General features: G+C 60.1%; 15 protein-coding genes and 1 pseudogene. 14 read left to right on the forward strand and 2 right to left on the reverse strand.

What is annotated here, in order from left to right; translation table 11 throughout:
* Nucleotides 1-78 precede the first annotated feature (78 nt).
* The 10 genes from ACA062_RS11720 to ACA062_RS11765 are packed head-to-tail and all read left to right on the forward strand — an operon-like array spanning nt 79 to nt 9,905.
* Entirely contained in the window at nt 79-939 is an 861-nt protein-coding gene (locus tag ACA062_RS11720) for an ABC transporter permease (protein ID WP_008145697.1), read from the forward strand.
* Nucleotides 936-1,742: an ABC transporter permease gene (locus tag ACA062_RS11725; RefSeq protein WP_497456502.1), complete on the forward strand. Its 807-nt coding sequence runs from the start codon at nt 936-938 to the stop codon at nt 1,740-1,742. Before ACA062_RS11720 ends, ACA062_RS11725 begins: the two co-directional genes overlap by 4 nt.
* The gene (locus ACA062_RS11730; RefSeq protein ID WP_497456503.1) at nt 1,735-2,814 is read left to right on the forward strand and encodes an ABC transporter ATP-binding protein; all 1,080 of its coding nucleotides are present in this window, start codon (nt 1,735-1,737) and stop codon (nt 2,812-2,814) included. The genes ACA062_RS11725 and ACA062_RS11730 overlap by 8 nt, the downstream gene beginning before the upstream one ends.
* A 34-nt stretch (nt 2,815-2,848) precedes the next feature.
* On the forward strand, nt 2,849-4,132 hold the full coding sequence (locus ACA062_RS11735) for a nucleotide disphospho-sugar-binding domain-containing protein (RefSeq protein ID WP_497456504.1): 1,284 nt from the start codon (nt 2,849-2,851) through the stop codon (nt 4,130-4,132).
* A complete protein-coding gene (locus tag ACA062_RS11740) occupies nt 4,125-4,493 on the forward strand; it encodes a cupin domain-containing protein (protein WP_497456505.1) in 369 nt (122 codons plus the stop codon). The genes ACA062_RS11735 and ACA062_RS11740 overlap by 8 nt, the downstream gene beginning before the upstream one ends.
* A gap of 25 nt (nt 4,494-4,518) precedes the next feature.
* Nucleotides 4,519-4,863 carry a cupin domain-containing protein gene (locus ACA062_RS11745; RefSeq protein ID WP_140679520.1) on the forward strand — a complete coding sequence of 115 codons (345 nt, stop codon included), beginning with the start codon at nt 4,519-4,521 and terminating at the stop codon, nt 4,861-4,863.
* Nucleotides 4,864-4,868: 5 nt separating this feature from the next.
* Nucleotides 4,869-5,936 (forward strand): aminoglycoside phosphotransferase family protein, encoded by a 1,068-nt coding sequence (locus ACA062_RS11750; RefSeq protein WP_497456506.1) that lies wholly within the window; start codon nt 4,869-4,871, stop codon nt 5,934-5,936.
* Nucleotides 5,923-7,431 (forward strand): aldehyde dehydrogenase family protein, encoded by a 1,509-nt coding sequence (locus ACA062_RS11755; RefSeq protein ID WP_497456507.1) that lies wholly within the window; start codon nt 5,923-5,925, stop codon nt 7,429-7,431. The genes ACA062_RS11750 and ACA062_RS11755 overlap by 14 nt, the downstream gene beginning before the upstream one ends.
* A gap of 25 nt (nt 7,432-7,456) precedes the next feature.
* Nucleotides 7,457-8,434, forward strand: coding sequence for an NTP transferase domain-containing protein (locus ACA062_RS11760; RefSeq protein WP_497456508.1), 978 nt, complete (start codon nt 7,457-7,459; stop codon nt 8,432-8,434).
* Nucleotides 8,427-9,905: an aldehyde dehydrogenase family protein gene (locus ACA062_RS11765; RefSeq protein WP_497456509.1), complete on the forward strand. Its 1,479-nt coding sequence runs from the start codon at nt 8,427-8,429 to the stop codon at nt 9,903-9,905. The genes ACA062_RS11760 and ACA062_RS11765 overlap by 8 nt, the downstream gene beginning before the upstream one ends.
* Nucleotides 9,906-10,132: 227 nt before the next feature.
* On the opposite strand, the pseudogene ACA062_RS11770 reads toward ACA062_RS11765, so the two are convergent.
* Nucleotides 10,133-10,282 (reverse strand): annotated as a pseudogene (locus tag ACA062_RS11770) (dienelactone hydrolase family protein); the annotation flags it as partial.
* A 107-nt stretch (nt 10,283-10,389) separates the two neighbouring features.
* Here ACA062_RS11770 and ACA062_RS11775 point away from each other — a divergent pair.
* The 4 genes from ACA062_RS11775 (at nt 10,390) to ACA062_RS11790 (ending at nt 14,422) form a co-directional block, all read left to right on the forward strand.
* Nucleotides 10,390-11,112, forward strand: coding sequence for a GntR family transcriptional regulator (locus ACA062_RS11775; RefSeq protein WP_497456510.1), 723 nt, complete (start codon nt 10,390-10,392; stop codon nt 11,110-11,112).
* On the forward strand, nt 11,109-11,897 hold the full coding sequence (locus ACA062_RS11780; protein WP_497457403.1) for an SDR family oxidoreductase: 789 nt from the start codon (nt 11,109-11,111) through the stop codon (nt 11,895-11,897). Before ACA062_RS11775 ends, ACA062_RS11780 begins: the two co-directional genes overlap by 4 nt.
* 93 nt (nt 11,898-11,990) lie before the next feature.
* Nucleotides 11,991-12,923 carry a 3,5-dioxohexanoate:acetyl-CoA acetone transferase gene (gene kce / locus ACA062_RS11785; RefSeq protein WP_497456511.1) on the forward strand — a complete coding sequence of 311 codons (933 nt, stop codon included), beginning with the start codon at nt 11,991-11,993 and terminating at the stop codon, nt 12,921-12,923.
* 158 nt (nt 12,924-13,081) lie between these two features.
* The gene (locus tag ACA062_RS11790; protein ID WP_497456512.1) at nt 13,082-14,422 is read left to right on the forward strand and encodes an MFS transporter; all 1,341 of its coding nucleotides are present in this window, start codon (nt 13,082-13,084) and stop codon (nt 14,420-14,422) included.
* Nucleotides 14,423-14,799: 377 nt separating this feature from the next.
* On the opposite strand, the gene ACA062_RS11795 is transcribed toward ACA062_RS11790, so the two are convergent.
* Nucleotides 14,800-15,159, reverse strand: coding sequence for a DUF6124 family protein (locus ACA062_RS11795; RefSeq protein ID WP_497456513.1), 360 nt, complete (start codon nt 15,157-15,159; stop codon nt 14,800-14,802).
* Nucleotides 15,160-15,554: the final 395 nt, after the last annotated feature.

Raw genomic sequence — 15,554 nt, forward strand, 5'->3', positions numbered from 1 at the left:
GCACCGAACCGAGGCATGCCCCGCATGTCTCGCCACGCTCGCACGCCGCCTCCGTTCCGGGGCGGGAGGATATGAGTAATGAGTGCTTTGCATGCTGACAGGCGTCTGTCGGCCTGGCTTCTTGCGCCCGGCTTTGGCTGGCTGCTGACCTTTTTGGTGATTCCGTGCCTTCTGGTGCTGGTCTACAGCTTCGTCGAGCGCGGTGCTTATGGCGGTATCGACTGGCTATTTACCTGGGAAAACTACCAGCGCGCGTTCGATCCGCTGTACCTGGGCATCTTGCTCAAATCGGCAAAGATCGCCGGTCTGGCGACTGTGTTTGCGGTGCTGATCGGCTACCCGGCTGCCTACGCAATTGCTCGTGCTCCGCGGCGTCGGCAAGCAGTGTTCCTGTTTCTGGTGATGCTGCCGTTCTGGAGCAACTACCTGATCCGCACCTATGCCTGGATCGTCCTGCTTAATCGCGAAGGCTTGATCAACCGGATGCTGCAGATGTTCGGCTACAGCGGCGAACCGATCAGCTTGCTGTACACCGAAGCGTCGGTGGTGCTGGGGCTGGTCTACAACTACATCCCGTTTGTGATCCTGGCGATTTTCTCTTCGCTGTCACGGATCAACAACGAACTCTGGGACGCGTCGAAAGACCTTGGTGCCTCGGGCTGGATGACCTTTCGCCGAATCATCCTGCCGCTGAGCGTTCCCGGTGTTGCGGCCGGCGCCGTGTTTGTCTTCGTCTTGAGCATCGGCAACTTCATTACTGCCGACCTGTTGGGCGGCAAGCAGGTACAGATGGTCGGCAACCTGATTTACTCGCAATTCCTGACGGCGCGGGACTGGCCGTTCGGCGCTGCGCTGAGCTTCTTCCTGATCGCGATCATGCTGATCCTGTTGTTCGTTCAGGCACTGGTTGCCCGCCGTGCAGAAGGGGGCCGCGCATGAGTCAGTCACGTTCGTTTGGCGGCACGGTGCTCGGCACGCACCTGGGTTTGGTTTACGCCTTCCTTTATGTGCCGATCCTGGTATTGATCCTGCTGTCGTTCAACAAGTCCGGATTACCCACGGCGTGGGGTGGCGTATCGCTGAAGTGGTACGTGGCACTGGCGCATAACTCGGCCATTTTGTCGGCGGCCCTCAACACCTTGATCGTCGCGCTGTCGGCGACATTCATTGCCTGCATACTCGGGACGTTCCTGGCGCTGGGCATCGAATTGAGCCGTAAGGGCAATGACAAGGGGCAGGTGGTCGACACCTTGCTGATGGCGCCGATGATCATTCCCGACATCGTCCTGGCGATTGCACTGCTGAGCTTTTTCAACCTGCTCAAGGTTGGGCTGGGCCTGCACTCGATCATCATCAGCCACGCCGTATTCAACATCGCTTTCGTTTGCGCAGTGGTGCGCACGCGGCTCAAGCACTTCGACTACTCGATTCTCGAGGCCTCGATCGACCTGGGTGCGAACTGGTTCACCACCTTTCGCCGAGTGCTGTTGCCAGCAATTTTCCCCGGCGTGCTGGCGGGTGGATTGCTCTCGTTCACGCTGTCGGTGGACGAATTCATCATCGCCTTTTTCAACTCCGGTTCCGGCCAGGCTTCCACCACGTTGCCCATGCAGATCTACGCCATGATCCGATTTGGCGTCACCCCGGAAATCAACGCTCTGGCGACGCTGGTAATGCTGGTCAGCATCACCGCGCTGCTGGCTTCGCAGCGTCTCAACAAGGCTCCTCGCACTCATGAATAATTCATCTGCGGTACTGATCCTGGACAAGGTCAGCAAGTCTTATGGCAACGGTCTGGCGGTCGATGAGGTGTCGCTGAACATCCGCGAGAACGAGTTCTTTGCGCTGTTGGGTCCATCCGGCTGCGGCAAGACCACGCTGTTGCGCATGCTCGCCGGTTTCGAAACGCCCAGCGCCGGTTGCATTTATCTGGATGGCAAAGACATCTCGCCGCTGCCGGCCAACAAGCGTCCGTTGAACTTGATGTTCCAGTCTTACGCGCTGTTTCCCAACATGACCGTGCGCAAGAACATCGCCTACGGGTTGGAGATGGAGCGTCTGCCCGAGTCGGAGATCCGTCGCCGGGTCGATGAAGTGCTGAGCACCGCGCAGCTCGGTGAACTGGCGGACCGTAAACCGGATCAGCTCTCCGGTGGTCAACGTCAGCGTGTCGCACTGGCGCGGGCGCTGGTTAAACGGCCGCGGGTGTTGCTGCTCGATGAGCCGTTGGGCGCACTCGACAAAAAGCTTCGGGAAAAAATGCAGCTCGAACTCAAACGCCTGCAACTCGAGAGCGGCATCACTTTCATCATCGTCACCCATGATCAGGAAGAAGCGTTGGTGATGTCGGATCGCATGGCCGTGCTCGATGGCGGCAAGGTCTGCCAGTGCGGCAGCCCGACCGAACTCTACGAAAATCCCAACAGCCGGTTTGTCGCTAACTTCATCGGCGTCAGCAACCTGTTCGAAGGCGTGCGTTCGGGCGAGCGCACGGTGCGCGTCAATGGCCAGGAGCTGGCGGTCGAGACCGACACGCCGTTGATTCCTGGGCAAAAGGTTGCCGTCGTCGTTCGTCCGGAACGCTTACAGGTATTGACGGAACAGGACGGCGATTGTGCAAACCAGGTGACCGGCAACATCGTCGAAATCGCCTATCACGGCCTCGACACCAACGTACATGTGCAAACGGCGCTCAGCGACAAGGCCTTGATCGTCCGGGTGCCGTCCTCGCAATTCGAATTTGCTCATTTTGCTATCGGTATGAGCGTCCGGCTCGGCTGGCAGGCTCGCCACGCCCGTGTTCTGACGCGCTGAACAATAAAAAAAGACCAGGCAGGAGTACCGCTCGATGAAACAGAAAGTGATCGCCTTCTTTCCGGAAGCCGCTTATGGCCCGGCGCTGAACTCAGTCGGTATCGCCCAGGCGTGCGAAGCCCTCGGCCACAAAGCTGTATTCCTCACCGATCCCGGCATGAGTGGCGTGTATGCCGGTTATGGTTTTGAAGAACACATGGTCAACATGTCGGCGCCAATGCCGGCCGAAGAAATGGCCCGTTACTGGGTCGATTTCATCAATGGCCACATTCCCAACTTCCGCAAATCCCCGCTGGATCAAATCGACAACTACGTGAAGGAATGCTGGGCCGCCATCGTCGACACCGCGAAGTGGGCGCAAAAGGATCTGCCGGCGGTGCTGGACAAGGTCAAACCGGACCTGATCTGCGTCGACAACGTGATCCTGTTCCCGGCGATCAAGCAATACGGCAAGCCTTGGGTGCGGATCATTTCCTGCTCGGAAAACGAAATCGAAGACCCGGATATCCCGCCGCACCTGTCAGGCATGAGCATCGACGACAAGGCCGGTCATGCACAGTTTCGGCAGCGCTTTGAAGACGTGATCGGGCCGATCCACGAAGACTTCAACCAGTTCCTGCAAGCCCATGGCGAGCAGCCGTATCCGCTCGGCACGTTCTTCGAAGCCTCGCCTTACATGAATCTGTTGCTGTACCCGGACGCGGTCAAGTTCGAGCGCCGCCATCCGTTGCCGGCGGAGCGCTTCCACTACCTGCAAGGGTGCGTGCGTCACGATACGACGTACGAGATTCCCGAGTTCCGCGCCAACAACGACAAACCATTGCTCTACGTCAGTTTTGGCAGCCTCGGTTCCGGCGATGTCGATTTGCTCCAGCGTCTGATCAGTGCCGTCGGCAAGCTGCCTTACCGCGCGTTGTTCAACGTCGGTGAGCACCTCGATGAATACCCGGACCTGCCGGACAACGTGCTGATCTCCAACTGGTTCCCGCAACCGTCGGTGATTGCCCAGGTCGATGCGGTGATCCACCACGGTGGCAACAACAGCTTCACCGAATGCCTGTTTTTCGGTAAACCGGCGATCGTCATGTCCTACGTCTGGGACGGTCACGACAACGCCATGCGTGCCGAAGAAAGCGGTCACGGTTTCAAGCTCGATCGCTACGACTGGAGCGAAGCGCAGTTGGCGGAAAAACTCGCCGCCTGCCTCAACGACGAAGCGATGCGCCAACGTTTGCAGCACACCAGCGTGCAAATGCAATCACGCAAAGGGCCAGCAGACGCGGCCGCCATTCTCGACAAGGTGCTTAACAATGCCTGATCAAAACACGACGGCGGGTTTTACGCCGTACCTCGAAGCCGTCAGCAGTCGCACCGATCTGGTGGACTGGGGCGTGCAGAGCGACGCCGTCGAAGGCGTCTCGCACTCCAGCGGCCGACTGTTGTTCAAAGGCCCGAACAACAGTCCCGAAACCGGGCTTTGGGTCTGCACGCCCGGTCGCTGGCGGCTGTCGATTCCCCGTGACGAGCTGTGCCATTTCATCGCAGGCAATGCCACTTACCGCAATGACGACGGTGAAGTGATCGAAGTTCGTCCCAACACACTGGTGTTGTTCCCGGCTGGCTGGACCGGCGAATGCCACGTCCGGGAAACCCTGCGCAACGTTTACATGCTGGCTTGAGCCTGAATTTTTTTGGAGAGCAACAATGACGACCCCGTTTCTGTACGACCCGCTGAGCATCACTGACGTCAAGGATTGGGGCGTGATCCCGACCATGCTCGAAGGTGAGTCCCATGTCTCTGGCGTGGTGCTGCACAAAGGCCCCGAAGGCCAGTCCGAGTGCGGTGTGTGGATCTGCACGCCGGGCAAATGGTTTTGCCATGTCACCAGCGACGAGTTCTGCCATTTCCTCGAAGGCCGCTGCACTTACGTCCATGAGTCCGGCGAAGTGATCGAGATCAAACCCGACACGGCCGCCTTTTTCCGCAAGGACTGGAAAGGCGTATGCACCGTCCATGAGACGGTGAAAAAGGTCTACATGATCCGGTGAATGCCATGACTGAAACACGTGCGTTATCGCCAACTCGTGAGGACCAGCGCGCAGCCTTTCTGGCGCGTGCCGGCTTCGCCGAGACGCAGCTGGTTGCGTTGCCGGCGGATGCCTCGACCCGGCGCTATTTTCGTTTAAGCGGTGAAGGTTTGCTGCTGATGGACTCGCCACCGCCCAGCGAACCGATCGGTCCGTTTGTCCAGGTTGCCCGTTACTTGCAGGGGTTGGGGCTTTCCGCGCCGGCCCTGGTGCAGGTTGACGAAGAGGCGGGTTTGGCGCTGATCGAAGATTTCGGTCACGACACGTACACTCGGTTGCTCGCGGCCGGGCATCCCGAAGCGGCGCTGTATCGCTTGGCAGTCGATGCGCTGGTGGCGTTGCATCGTGCACCACTGGCGGCAGAAATGGCGCCTTACGATGCCCGACAACTGAATGACGAGTGTGCGCTGCTGATCGACTGGTACATCCCGCTGTTGATTGGCAAGGACGCGGCGCTGGACCTGCGCGAGTCGTTTCTGACGCTATTCGCCGAGGCTTGCGGCGATGTCGCGCAACGTCGCGAAGCCTTGGTGTTGCGTGACTTTCACGTCGACAACCTGATGCTGCTGGAAGGCCGCGAAGGCGTCGCCGCCTGCGGACTGCTGGATTTTCAGGATGCACTGATCGGTGCGGCGGCGTACGACTTGATGTCGTTGCTCGAAGACGCTCGCCGCGACGTGCCGGAAGCATTGCGCGTGGCGCTGCTGACGCACTACCTGATGCAACGTCCGGAGCTCAATGCGCCGCGTTTTCTCGAGGATTACCGGCGGCTGGCCGCCCAGCGTCACGCCAAGGTGCTGGGGATTTTTGTGCGCCTGGCGGGCCGTGATGGCAAGCACGGTTACCTGGCGCACCTGCCGCGTACCCTCGGTTTGTTTGTTCGAGCGCTGGACGCTGAGGCCTTTGCTCCGCTGCGCGATTGGCTCAACCGGCACGTACCGGGTTGGCGCGAGGATCTATCGCCCACGACCTTGGCGACGTTGCGCGAAACCCCTTATCGATTGGTTCAAGGATCATCCCATGGTCACGTTTAACACTGACACTGCCCTGCGTTTCATCAACTCCGAGTACCTGCCCCTGACGAATACCCGCGCCCGCGAAGTGCTTGACCCGGCGACGCTGCAACCTGTCGGGCAGGTCGGCCTATGTGGCGAAGCCGACGTGCAAGCCGCCGTCGATGCCGCCACCACCGCGCAAAAACAATGGCGGTTGATCGACGCCAAAAGCCGTGCGGCGCGCTTGCATCAGTTGGCCAATGCCATTGAGCAAAACGTCGCGTGCAACCGCGAAGTCGCACGGTTGATGACCCTGGAAATGGGCAAGCCGTTTCCCGAAGCCATGGGCGAATTGGCCAACTGCGCGCCGATCTTTCGCTACTACGCGGAAATGGCGCGGGACGATGCGGGCAAGGTCGCCGGCACCACGCAGATCGGCTCGTTCCAGCATGTGCGTTATGAGCCGTATGGCGTCAGCGTGCACATCATGCCGTTCAACTTTCCGATCCTGTTGATGTGCTGGACGGTCGCTGCATCGCTGGCGGCGGGTAACGCCTGCATCGTCAAGCCGGCCGAAGCCACAACCCTTTGCACGCTCAAGTTCATGGAGCATTTCACCTCGCTGTTGCCGGGTCTGATGTCTTGCGTACCGGGCGATGCGGTGACTGCACAGCTGCTGGTGAAGTCGACCGGGACTCACGCCGTGGCTTTTACCGGCAGCGTCGCGGCGGGCAAAGCGGTGGCGGTAGCCTGCGCAGAACAAATGAAACCGTGCGTCATCGAGGCCGGCGGCAGCGATCCACTGATCATCTCCAGGCACGCACCACTGGACGTCGCGGCGGCGGGAGCGGTGACCGCTGCGTTCCACCTGAGCGGGCAGATTTGCACCTCGGCAGAACGCTTCTACGTGGTCGATGAGATCCACGATGAGTTCGTCGAGAAGTTCGCCGAACGTACACGCTCCTTGCGCATTGGCCATGGTCTGGAGCGTACCGAAATCGGGCCGATGGTCAGTGAGGCCGCACGCAACAAGGTCATGCGTCTGGTCGACGACGCCTTGTCCAAGGGCGCGACACTGGTGTGCGGCGGGCGGATTCCACCACAGCACACGGTGGGCTGGTTCTACGAGCCGACCATTCTCACCGGCGTGACTCGCGACATGGCGATTCTCCAGGAAGAGTGCTTCGGCCCCGTCGCGGCGATTTGCCGTGTCAGCGATTTCGACGAAGCGGTGCGTCTGGCCAATGACTCGCCGTTCGGTCTCGGCGCATCGCTGTTCACAACCGATCTTGCCGAAGCTATGGAGGCCGCCGAGCGTCTCGAAGCCGGGATGGTCTGGGTGAACAACCCACTGATCGACAACGACGCGCTGCCGTTTGGTGGCTGGAAGATGTCGGGTCTGGGACGCGAACTCGGGCGTCAGGGCCTTGAAGCGTTCCGTCGCTCGAAAATGGTCATCATCGATCACCAGCCGAAGATTCAGGACTGGTGGTATCCGTATGCCGACGACGTGTTCTATCGCGATCAGGTTTAACGCAGCGGTACTCGGGAGGATCGCAATGAGCGACAACATTTCCTGGTCAACCCTGGCGGTGATTCTCGCGGCCGGGCAGGGCACTCGCATGCGTTCGCAGCTGCCGAAAGTCATGCACCCGGTGGGTAATCGACCGCTGCTTGGCCATGTGCTGGCGGCGGTCGAGGCGGCGGGCATCGAGCAAGTGGCGGTGGTGCTGGGGGCTGGCAGTCGACCGGTTGCCGATTACTTGCAACGGGCTGCGCCCACGGCGCAGCTGTTTACCCAGCACGAACAATTGGGCACGGCGCACGCGTTGCTCGCCGCTCGCGCCGCGTTACAGGCTCATGAGCAGGCCTATGAGCAAGGCTGCGTGTTGGTGCTGTTTGGCGATTCACCATTGATCAGTCCGCAGACATTGTTGCAGCTACGTCAGACGCTGATCGACGGTGCAGCGGTTGCGGTTGCCGGGTTTCACACTGAAAGACCAGGGCCTTATGGGCGACTGCTGGTGGAAGAGGGCCGCTTGCTGGCGATCCGCGAAGCCAAGGACGCCAGCCCGCAAGAATTGGAAGTCAGCTTCTGTAATGGCGGTGTCATGGGCTTGCGTGCCGACACCTGTCTCTGGTTACTGGAACGCATCGGCAACCAAAACGCGCAAGGCGAGTACTACCTCACCGACGCGGTGGCCGTGGCCAACAGCGCCGGGCTGCAAGTGACGGCGGTGGAGGTCGATGAAGACGACGTGCTTGGGGTTAATGATCGCGAGCAATTGCATGCTGCCGAACAGCTTTTCCAGCAGCGTCGACGCCAAGCGGCCATGCAGTCGGGCGTCAGCCTGATGGCGGCGGATACGGTGTTCTTCAGTGCTGATACGCAGCTGGCCAGGGACGTATGCATCGAACCTTGCGTGGTGTTTGGACCGGGGGTGAGCGTGGGCAGCGGGGTGCGGGTCGACGCGTTCATTCGTCTGGAAAATATTCGGCTGGAGCAGCCGCTGAATGAAGGAGTTTGCCATGCGTGATTATCAACGGCTGTACATCGGCGGCGAATGGATCGCGCCGGTACAGCGTGGCGTTTTCGAGACCGTTGACCCAAGCGATGAATCGGTTCTGGCGCAGGTCGCCGCCGCCACGTCGGAAGATATCGACCTGGCTGTCAGCGCCGCACGCAAGGCATTCGACGAAGGAGACTGGCCACGCTGGACAGGCGCGCAGCGGGCACACGTACTGCGGCGAATCGCCGATGGCATCCGGGCGCGTCAGGACGAATTGGCCGCCATCGAAGTACGCGACAACGGCAAGCCTCTGCCGGAAGCGCTGTGGGACATCGCCGACACGGCCGGTTGTTTCGACTTCTATGCAGGCCTCGCCGAAGGTTCGGATCAACACAGCGAGCAGTCAATCGGTTTGACGGATGAACGCTTCAGTTCGTCGGTGATCAAGGAGCCGGTGGGCGTGGTCGCGGCGATCATTCCGTGGAATTTCCCGATGCTGATGGCGTCGTGGAAAGTCGCTCCAGCACTGGCGGCTGGCTGCACCGTGGTGCTCAAGCCTTCGGAACTCACACCGCTGACCGCCCTTGAGCTGGCGGGCATTGCCGATCAGGCAGGCTTGCCGGCCGGGGTATTGAATGTTGTCACTGGACTGGGGCGTGAGGCTGGCGCACCGCTGGCCGAACACCCGGATGTGGACAAGATCGCCTTCACCGGCAGCGTGCCGACCGGGCGCAAGATCATGCAAGCGGCAGCGGCCGAGATCAAAAACATCAGTCTGGAGCTGGGCGGTAAATCACCCTTCGTGATCTTCGCCGACAGTGATCTCGACGCTGCGGTGGAATGGATTCTGTTCGGGATATTCTGGAATCAGGGCCAGGTCTGTTCGGCCACTTCGCGAGTATTGGTGGAGCGCGCGTTATACCCGGCGCTGCTGGAGCGTTTGATCGCTGCCACCGAGCAGATCCAGATAGGCCAAGGCTTTACCGACGGTGTGAAACTCGGGCCGCTGGTCAGCCAGGGGCAACTGGACAAAGTCCTTGAATCTATTGCGGCCGGTCAGCAAGAGGGGGCGCGACTGGTTTCGGGCGGCACTCGTCCGGCCCATCTACATAAGGGTTACTACCTGACCCCGGCGATTTTCGCCGATGTGCCGGAACAGAGTTCGGTGTGGCGCGAGGAGATTTTCGGCCCTGTGGTGTGCCTGCGCGCATTCGACACGGAAGCCGAAGCGATACGCCTGGCCAATGACTCGCCCTTTGGCCTGGCAGCGGCAGTCATGTCGCGTGATATTCCACGCTGCGAACGGGTAGCCCGACGCTTTCGCGCCGGTATCGTCTGGGTCAATTGCTCGCAACCGACCTTCGTGGAAGCACCTTGGGGCGGCTACAAGCAGAGCGGTATTGGCCGCGAGCTGGGTGAGTGGGGCTACAACAACTACCTCGAACCCAAGCAGATCACCCGATACAACGGCGGGGCCTGGGGCTGGTATTTAAGCTGAAGCTGGTGCGCCGTGGCTCATTCCATTCCTTCCACGCCGCGCGTTACTGGCGCGAGCAGACCAAGGCGCGGTGCGCGGCGCTGGATTGCGCGGATCATCGGGACAAAAGGGCCCTTGGGCGTTGTTCGCTACCGTAAATCGGCGGTTGTTCAAACGCTCGCTGATTTGAGAAAACGGGGTTTCCATAAGTATCGCGTCCTTGTTAGTCGAGATGTTCCATTCAGATTGTCTGCGCTGTCCGCCCATTTGCCCATGAGGGTGTTGGACGGTCGTTGTTCGTCGAGCAGTTTTTTTGCCGTTTCGATACCGGCCACAGGCAGACCGGAGGGGTCGAGCAGGCCGATCTGCACCCGAACGCTGGCCGGGTCCCAGTAGATCGGTCCAGTCATGTTGGGTGTCGAGGCTCCTCTCGAAAATAATTTGACATATATGATTTGTGATCACATATTGGACCCATAAGAACGTCCAATGTGAGCCGTTACTCATGACAGATCGCCCCATCCTCCTGCCCACCATGCGTCAGGTTTCCCGCGATACCCTGCAGGATCAGGTCTACCGGCAGATCCGTGAAGCGCTGATGAGCGGTCGCTTCCAGCCAGGCCAGAAACTGACCATCCGCGGTCTTGCCGAGGCGCTGGGTTCCAGCCCGATGCCCGTGCGCGAAGCGCTCAATCGACTCAGCGCAGAGAACGCCTTCGAAGTCACCGAGACCTCCCGTCTGCGTGTGCGCATGATGACCCCCGAACGACTGCGCGAGATCCGCGACGCCCGGGTGGCGCTCGAAGGTCTGTTGGCCGAGAAGGCCGTCATCCTGCTCAACGACGCCGACCTCAAAGACATCAGCCACCTGTGCGACCAGATGCAGCAAGCCGCCGACAGTGTCGATGTGGCCCGTTACCTGTGGACCAACTTTGCCTTCCACCGGCGCATCTATGCGGTGGCCAAAGCTGAGCTGACCATCGCCGCCGTGGAGAATTTCTGGCTGCACATGGGCCCCTGCTTTGCGCTTGTCGCACCGGACAAAGCGCACCTGCAGCGCTCGATGGAAGCGCACAACCGCATCGTCGAGGCCCTGGCCGCGCGTGATGGGGCTGCGGCCCGGGCGGCAGTCACCGACGACATCATGCAGGCGGCCGACTCCCTGGCATGCCTGATCGTCAAGGGCGACCGTTCAAGGTCGCCGGTTTCTGGAGTAAAGAAAGCATGAGCGTACTCAATCGACTGATTCCCTACACCGGCCTGCGGGTGCTGATCTCTGGCGGCGCAGCCGGGATCGGTGAAGTACTGGCAGCGGCTTATATGGAAGCAGGGGCCAAGGTGCATGTGTGTGACGTCAGCGAAGCCGCCATTGCAGCATTCCGCGACCGTTACCCGGACAGCGTTGCCACCCGTGCGGACGTGGGTGACCCGGCGCAGATCGAAGCGGTATTCAAGGTTCAGCGCGAGCAGTTCGGTGGTCTCGATGTCCTGGTCAATAACGCCGGAATCGCCGGGCCGACTGCCGGGATCGATGCGGTCACCGACGAGGAATGGCAGCGCACCATCGACATCAACCTCACTGCGCAATACCGCTTTGCCCATCACGCGGTGCCGCTGCTTAAAGCGTCACCCAATGCGCATCTGATCCACATCGCGTCGGTGGCCGGCCGCCTGGGTTACGCCTGGCGCACGCCGTATGCCGCCACCAAGTGGGCCATCGTCGGCTTGATGAAATCCCTGGCGTCCGAGCTGGGTGAAAGCGACATCCGCGTCAACGCCTTGCTGCCCGGTATCGTCGAAGGCCCGCGCATGGACGGGGTGATTCGTGCCCGCGCCGAGCAGATGAACGTGCCTGAAGCCGAGATGCGTGAGGAGTACCTGAAAAAGATTTCGCTCAAACGCATGGTCACCGCCGAGGACGTGGCCGCCATGGCGCTGTTCCTGTGTTCGCCCGCCGCACGCAACGTGACCGGCCAGGCCATCAGTGTGGATGGCAACGTCGAGTACCTCTAAGCGTCTCGACTTTAGTTACAACAACGGCCGGACATAATCCGCGTCGAGTGACCCCAATAACTTTCTCGCCAAGAACAAGAACGGAGAACACTCATGTCCAAAAAACGCCCGATCATCATCACTTGCGCCGTCACTGGCGCCATCCATACGCCGTCGATGTCGCCGCACTTGCCGATCACGCCGCAGGAAATTGCCGACGCCGCGATCGGCGCCGCCGAGGCCGGCGCATCGATTGTGCACCTGCATGCCCGCGATCCAATCGATGGGCGGCCCAGTCAGGATGTCGACCTGTTCCGTCAGTTCCTGCCGCAAATCAAGGCCAAGAGTGACGTGGTGATCAACATCACCACCGGCGGCGCGCCGACCATGGGTGTGGAAGAACGCTTGCAGCCTGTGGCGCAGCTCAAGCCGGAGCTGGCGTCGTTGAACATGGGATCGATGAACTTCGGGCTGTACGAAATGCTCGATCGTTTCACCGAATTCAAGCACGACTGGGAGCGGCCATACCTGGCCGAGAGTGACGACCGGATCTTCCGCAATACCTTCCGCGACATCGCCCACATTCTCAACGCCTGTGCCGAGAACCGTACCCGCTTTGAAATTGAATGCTACGACATCGGCCATCTGTACACCGCCGCGCACTTCCTGCAGCGCGGGTTGCTCAAGGCGCCGATTTTCATTCAGTCGGTGTTCGGTCTGCGCGGAGGCATCGGTGGGCATCCCGAGGACCTGGCGCACATGCGCCGTACGGCCGACCGTCTGTTCGGCGACGCTTACCAATGGTCGATTCTCGGCGCCGGCCGCAATCAGATTCCGCTGGGCACCATGGGCCTGTCGATGGGCAGCCATGTACGCGTCGGCCTTGAGGACTCATTGTGGGACGGGCCGGGCAAGCTGGCCGCGTCCAATGCCGATCAGGTCAAGCGCATTCGCACGGTGATCGAAGCCTTGGGCGCGCGGGTGGCGACCCCGGATGAGGCGCGAGAAATGCTCGATCTCAAGGGCAAGGACCAGGTCGATTTCTAATAGCGTTTGCATGAGGGCGCAGGCCTGGGTGGTCGGCGCCTGCTGTTGACGGCGAAACGTGTCCTCTCCATAAAAACAGTCAGCTCGGCTTTTTTTTGCTCACGGCAGCCAGCGTTGCCGATACTTCTCAAAAGCTGCAGCTGCAAGAGGTTTGCGCGATGACAATAACAAGAACCATCGAAACACCTGATACCCCCCGAGACTCGGCGACGCTGAACAAGTTGATGTTCGTCAAGCTGATGCCGTTGCTGATTGCGGCCTACGTGCTGAGCTTTCTTGACCGGACCAACATCGCGTTGGCCAAGCATCAACTGGATATCGATCTGGGCATTTCCGCTGCCGCCTACGGGCTGGGAGCCGGGTTGTTCTTTCTCACCTACGCACTGTCGGAAGTGCCCAGCAACCTGATCATGCACAAGGTCGGCGCGCGGTTCTGGATTGCGCGAATCATGGTCACCTGGGGCTTGATCTCTGCGGCGATGGCGTTTGTCCAGGGCGAAACGTCGTTTTACGTATTGCGCCTGCTGCTGGGCATCGCCGAAGCGGGTCTGTTTCCTGGCGTCATGCTGTACCTGACGTACTGGTTCGGCCGCGAACAACGGGCGCGGGCTACCGGTTATTTTCTGTTGGGTGTGTGTTTTGCCAACATCATCGGCGGGCCACTGGGTGCCGCGCTCATGCAACTGGACGGTGTGTGGGGCTGGCGTGGCTGGCAGTGGATGTTCATGCTCGAGGGCCTGCCTGCGGTGTTCTTCGCCATGGTGGTCTGGAAAAAATTGCCCGACCGTCCAAGCAAGGCGCCTTGGCTGAGCGCCGCTGAAGCCGAGCAGATCGAGCGGCAGTTGGCCGCGGAATCGGAGGAGGGCGCGGGCCCTGGCGGTCACTCGTTCAAACAATGCCTGACCCCGCAGATTCTGTTGGCGATCCTGGTCTACTTCTGCCACCAGATCACGATCTACACGGTGATCTTTTTCCTGCCCGGCATCATCGGCAAATACGGCGACCTGAGTACCTTGCAGATCGGCTTGCTCACATCACTGCCTTGGCTGGCAGCGGCGGCGGGCGCTATTGCACTGCCCCGATTTGCCACCACGCCGGCGCGTGCCCGGCAAATGCTGGTCGCGGGTTTACTGACCATGGCCGCAGGCCTGGGAATCGCCTCGCTGGCGGGACCGGTGATCAGTCTGCTGGGCTTCTGCATATCGGCGGTGATGTTCTTTGTCGTGCAATCGATCATTTTTCTCTACCCCGCTTCGCGACTCAAGGGCGCAGCACTCGCAGGAGGGTTGGGATTCGTCAACTCGTGCGGCCTGCTGGGCGGTTTCGTCGGCCCCTCCGTGATGGGGTTGATCGAGCAAAGTACCGGCAATGCCATGAACGGCATGAAAATCGTGGCGATTATCCTGGTGCTCGCGGCGATAGCGGCATTGCGATTGCGTCAGGGCCATGAGCACAAGGTGGATAAACAACGGCTGCAAGGTCGGCGACAGCCTGTGTGAGTGCGCGCTGACAACAACGCTGCGGGTCAGGGGTGGGAGTGGTCGTGGTATCTGCGACATTTCTACCCCGGTTTCCCATCGGACTGGGCACTGTTGAATTTGCGTTATGCCCCGGTCCTGCCATTTGAGACTCGACCCAAAACCGTGATTGGTTTGTTTTTTGTTCTTAAGGCACCCTTATGGGTGCTTTTTTCTTGTTTTTTTAAACCAGTTTGGGGTCGGTGAATGATGTTCGGGAATGAGTTCCAACTGCGAACCGTGCCGAGTATCTGGCCAGACGAATCAGCCTTGGTGCAGCTTGGCCGAAACGCGGTCCCGAAAATAGAGACCGCAGCACAGACCGCAGGGCTTACTCATTCGGCCTCAGTCAACCCCACCTACTCGCGCGGATCGACCTGATCCAGCACCCGGTTCGCTGTAATTTCGGCGAGCATGATGCTGTTGGAAATGCCCAACAAGGCGTGACGCGAGCCGCCGTCCAGATGATCCACCAGGTGATGAACCATCACATCGACCGAGGCCAGCGTTTCGACCAGATAAACCATGAGGGTTTCGGTTGTGGCCTTTGGGTCGACGGTAAACAGGGTGCTTGGTGCGCGCGGGGTGGCTTTGATGTCGGCAGTCGAGGGGAAGTGGACGTCGAGCGCCTGTTCGGCGGTCTCGTTGAATTTGTTTAAATCAGATTCGTAAGGGAAGATTGGATCAGTGTCTGGCGGATTTGGTGACGGCTTCTTCATGTTCTGAGTTTTCCTAATGGTTGCCAATCCTCCTGCTGCTAAACGAAGAGGGTGGCAGCTGCACGCAGGTTAGCAGACCGGGGAACTCAGAAAACCGGCGCGCCCGAGGGCGCCCTACGTACAGCTACCATCAAGTACAGGCGTTCAACTACCTGCATGACAGATGCACGCACAACCGAGTTAACGCGGGCTGCTAAACCCGATCACTGATGGGCAGTGACACGAATCAAGTTACCGGGCGACCCCAAGGCGTACAAGCCGGCGGATTCTGGCGTACCCGTAGGCAACGGCGCAAGGTGTTGTAGCTTTCAGGAGGTAAGCAGTAGGACGCTTAAACACGCGCCTTGCGCGGATGTTTAATTTGCGAGCGAACATGACGGCACGCCTTATTTTCG

Source organism: Pseudomonas sp. LBUM1679 (assembly GCF_059695565.1).

Bases quoted from the DNA above. Each gene is read 5' to 3' on its own strand.
- ACA062_RS11720 (WP_008145697.1), top strand. From the start codon at position 79: ATGAGTGCTTTGCATGCTGACAGGCGTCTGTCGGCCTGGCTTCTTGCG.
- ACA062_RS11725 (WP_497456502.1), top strand. From the start codon at position 936: ATGAGTCAGTCACGTTCGTTTGGCGGCACGGTGCTCGGCACGCACCTG.
- ACA062_RS11730 (WP_497456503.1), top strand. From the start codon at position 1,735: ATGAATAATTCATCTGCGGTACTGATCCTGGACAAGGTCAGCAAGTCT.
- ACA062_RS11735 (WP_497456504.1), top strand. From the start codon at position 2,849: ATGAAACAGAAAGTGATCGCCTTCTTTCCGGAAGCCGCTTATGGCCCG.
- ACA062_RS11740 (WP_497456505.1), top strand. From the start codon at position 4,125: ATGCCTGATCAAAACACGACGGCGGGTTTTACGCCGTACCTCGAAGCC.
- ACA062_RS11745 (WP_140679520.1), top strand. From the start codon at position 4,519: ATGACGACCCCGTTTCTGTACGACCCGCTGAGCATCACTGACGTCAAG.
- ACA062_RS11750 (WP_497456506.1), top strand. From the start codon at position 4,869: ATGACTGAAACACGTGCGTTATCGCCAACTCGTGAGGACCAGCGCGCA.
- ACA062_RS11755 (WP_497456507.1), top strand. From the start codon at position 5,923: ATGGTCACGTTTAACACTGACACTGCCCTGCGTTTCATCAACTCCGAG.
- ACA062_RS11760 (WP_497456508.1), top strand. From the start codon at position 7,457: ATGAGCGACAACATTTCCTGGTCAACCCTGGCGGTGATTCTCGCGGCC.
- ACA062_RS11765 (WP_497456509.1), top strand. From the start codon at position 8,427: ATGCGTGATTATCAACGGCTGTACATCGGCGGCGAATGGATCGCGCCG.
- ACA062_RS11775 (WP_497456510.1), top strand. From the start codon at position 10,390: ATGACAGATCGCCCCATCCTCCTGCCCACCATGCGTCAGGTTTCCCGC.
- ACA062_RS11780 (WP_497457403.1), top strand. From the start codon at position 11,109: ATGAGCGTACTCAATCGACTGATTCCCTACACCGGCCTGCGGGTGCTG.
- kce (WP_497456511.1), top strand. From the start codon at position 11,991: ATGTCCAAAAAACGCCCGATCATCATCACTTGCGCCGTCACTGGCGCC.
- ACA062_RS11790 (WP_497456512.1), top strand. From the start codon at position 13,082: ATGACAATAACAAGAACCATCGAAACACCTGATACCCCCCGAGACTCG.
- ACA062_RS11795 (WP_497456513.1), bottom strand. From the start codon at position 15,159: ATGAAGAAGCCGTCACCAAATCCGCCAGACACTGATCCAATCTTCCCT.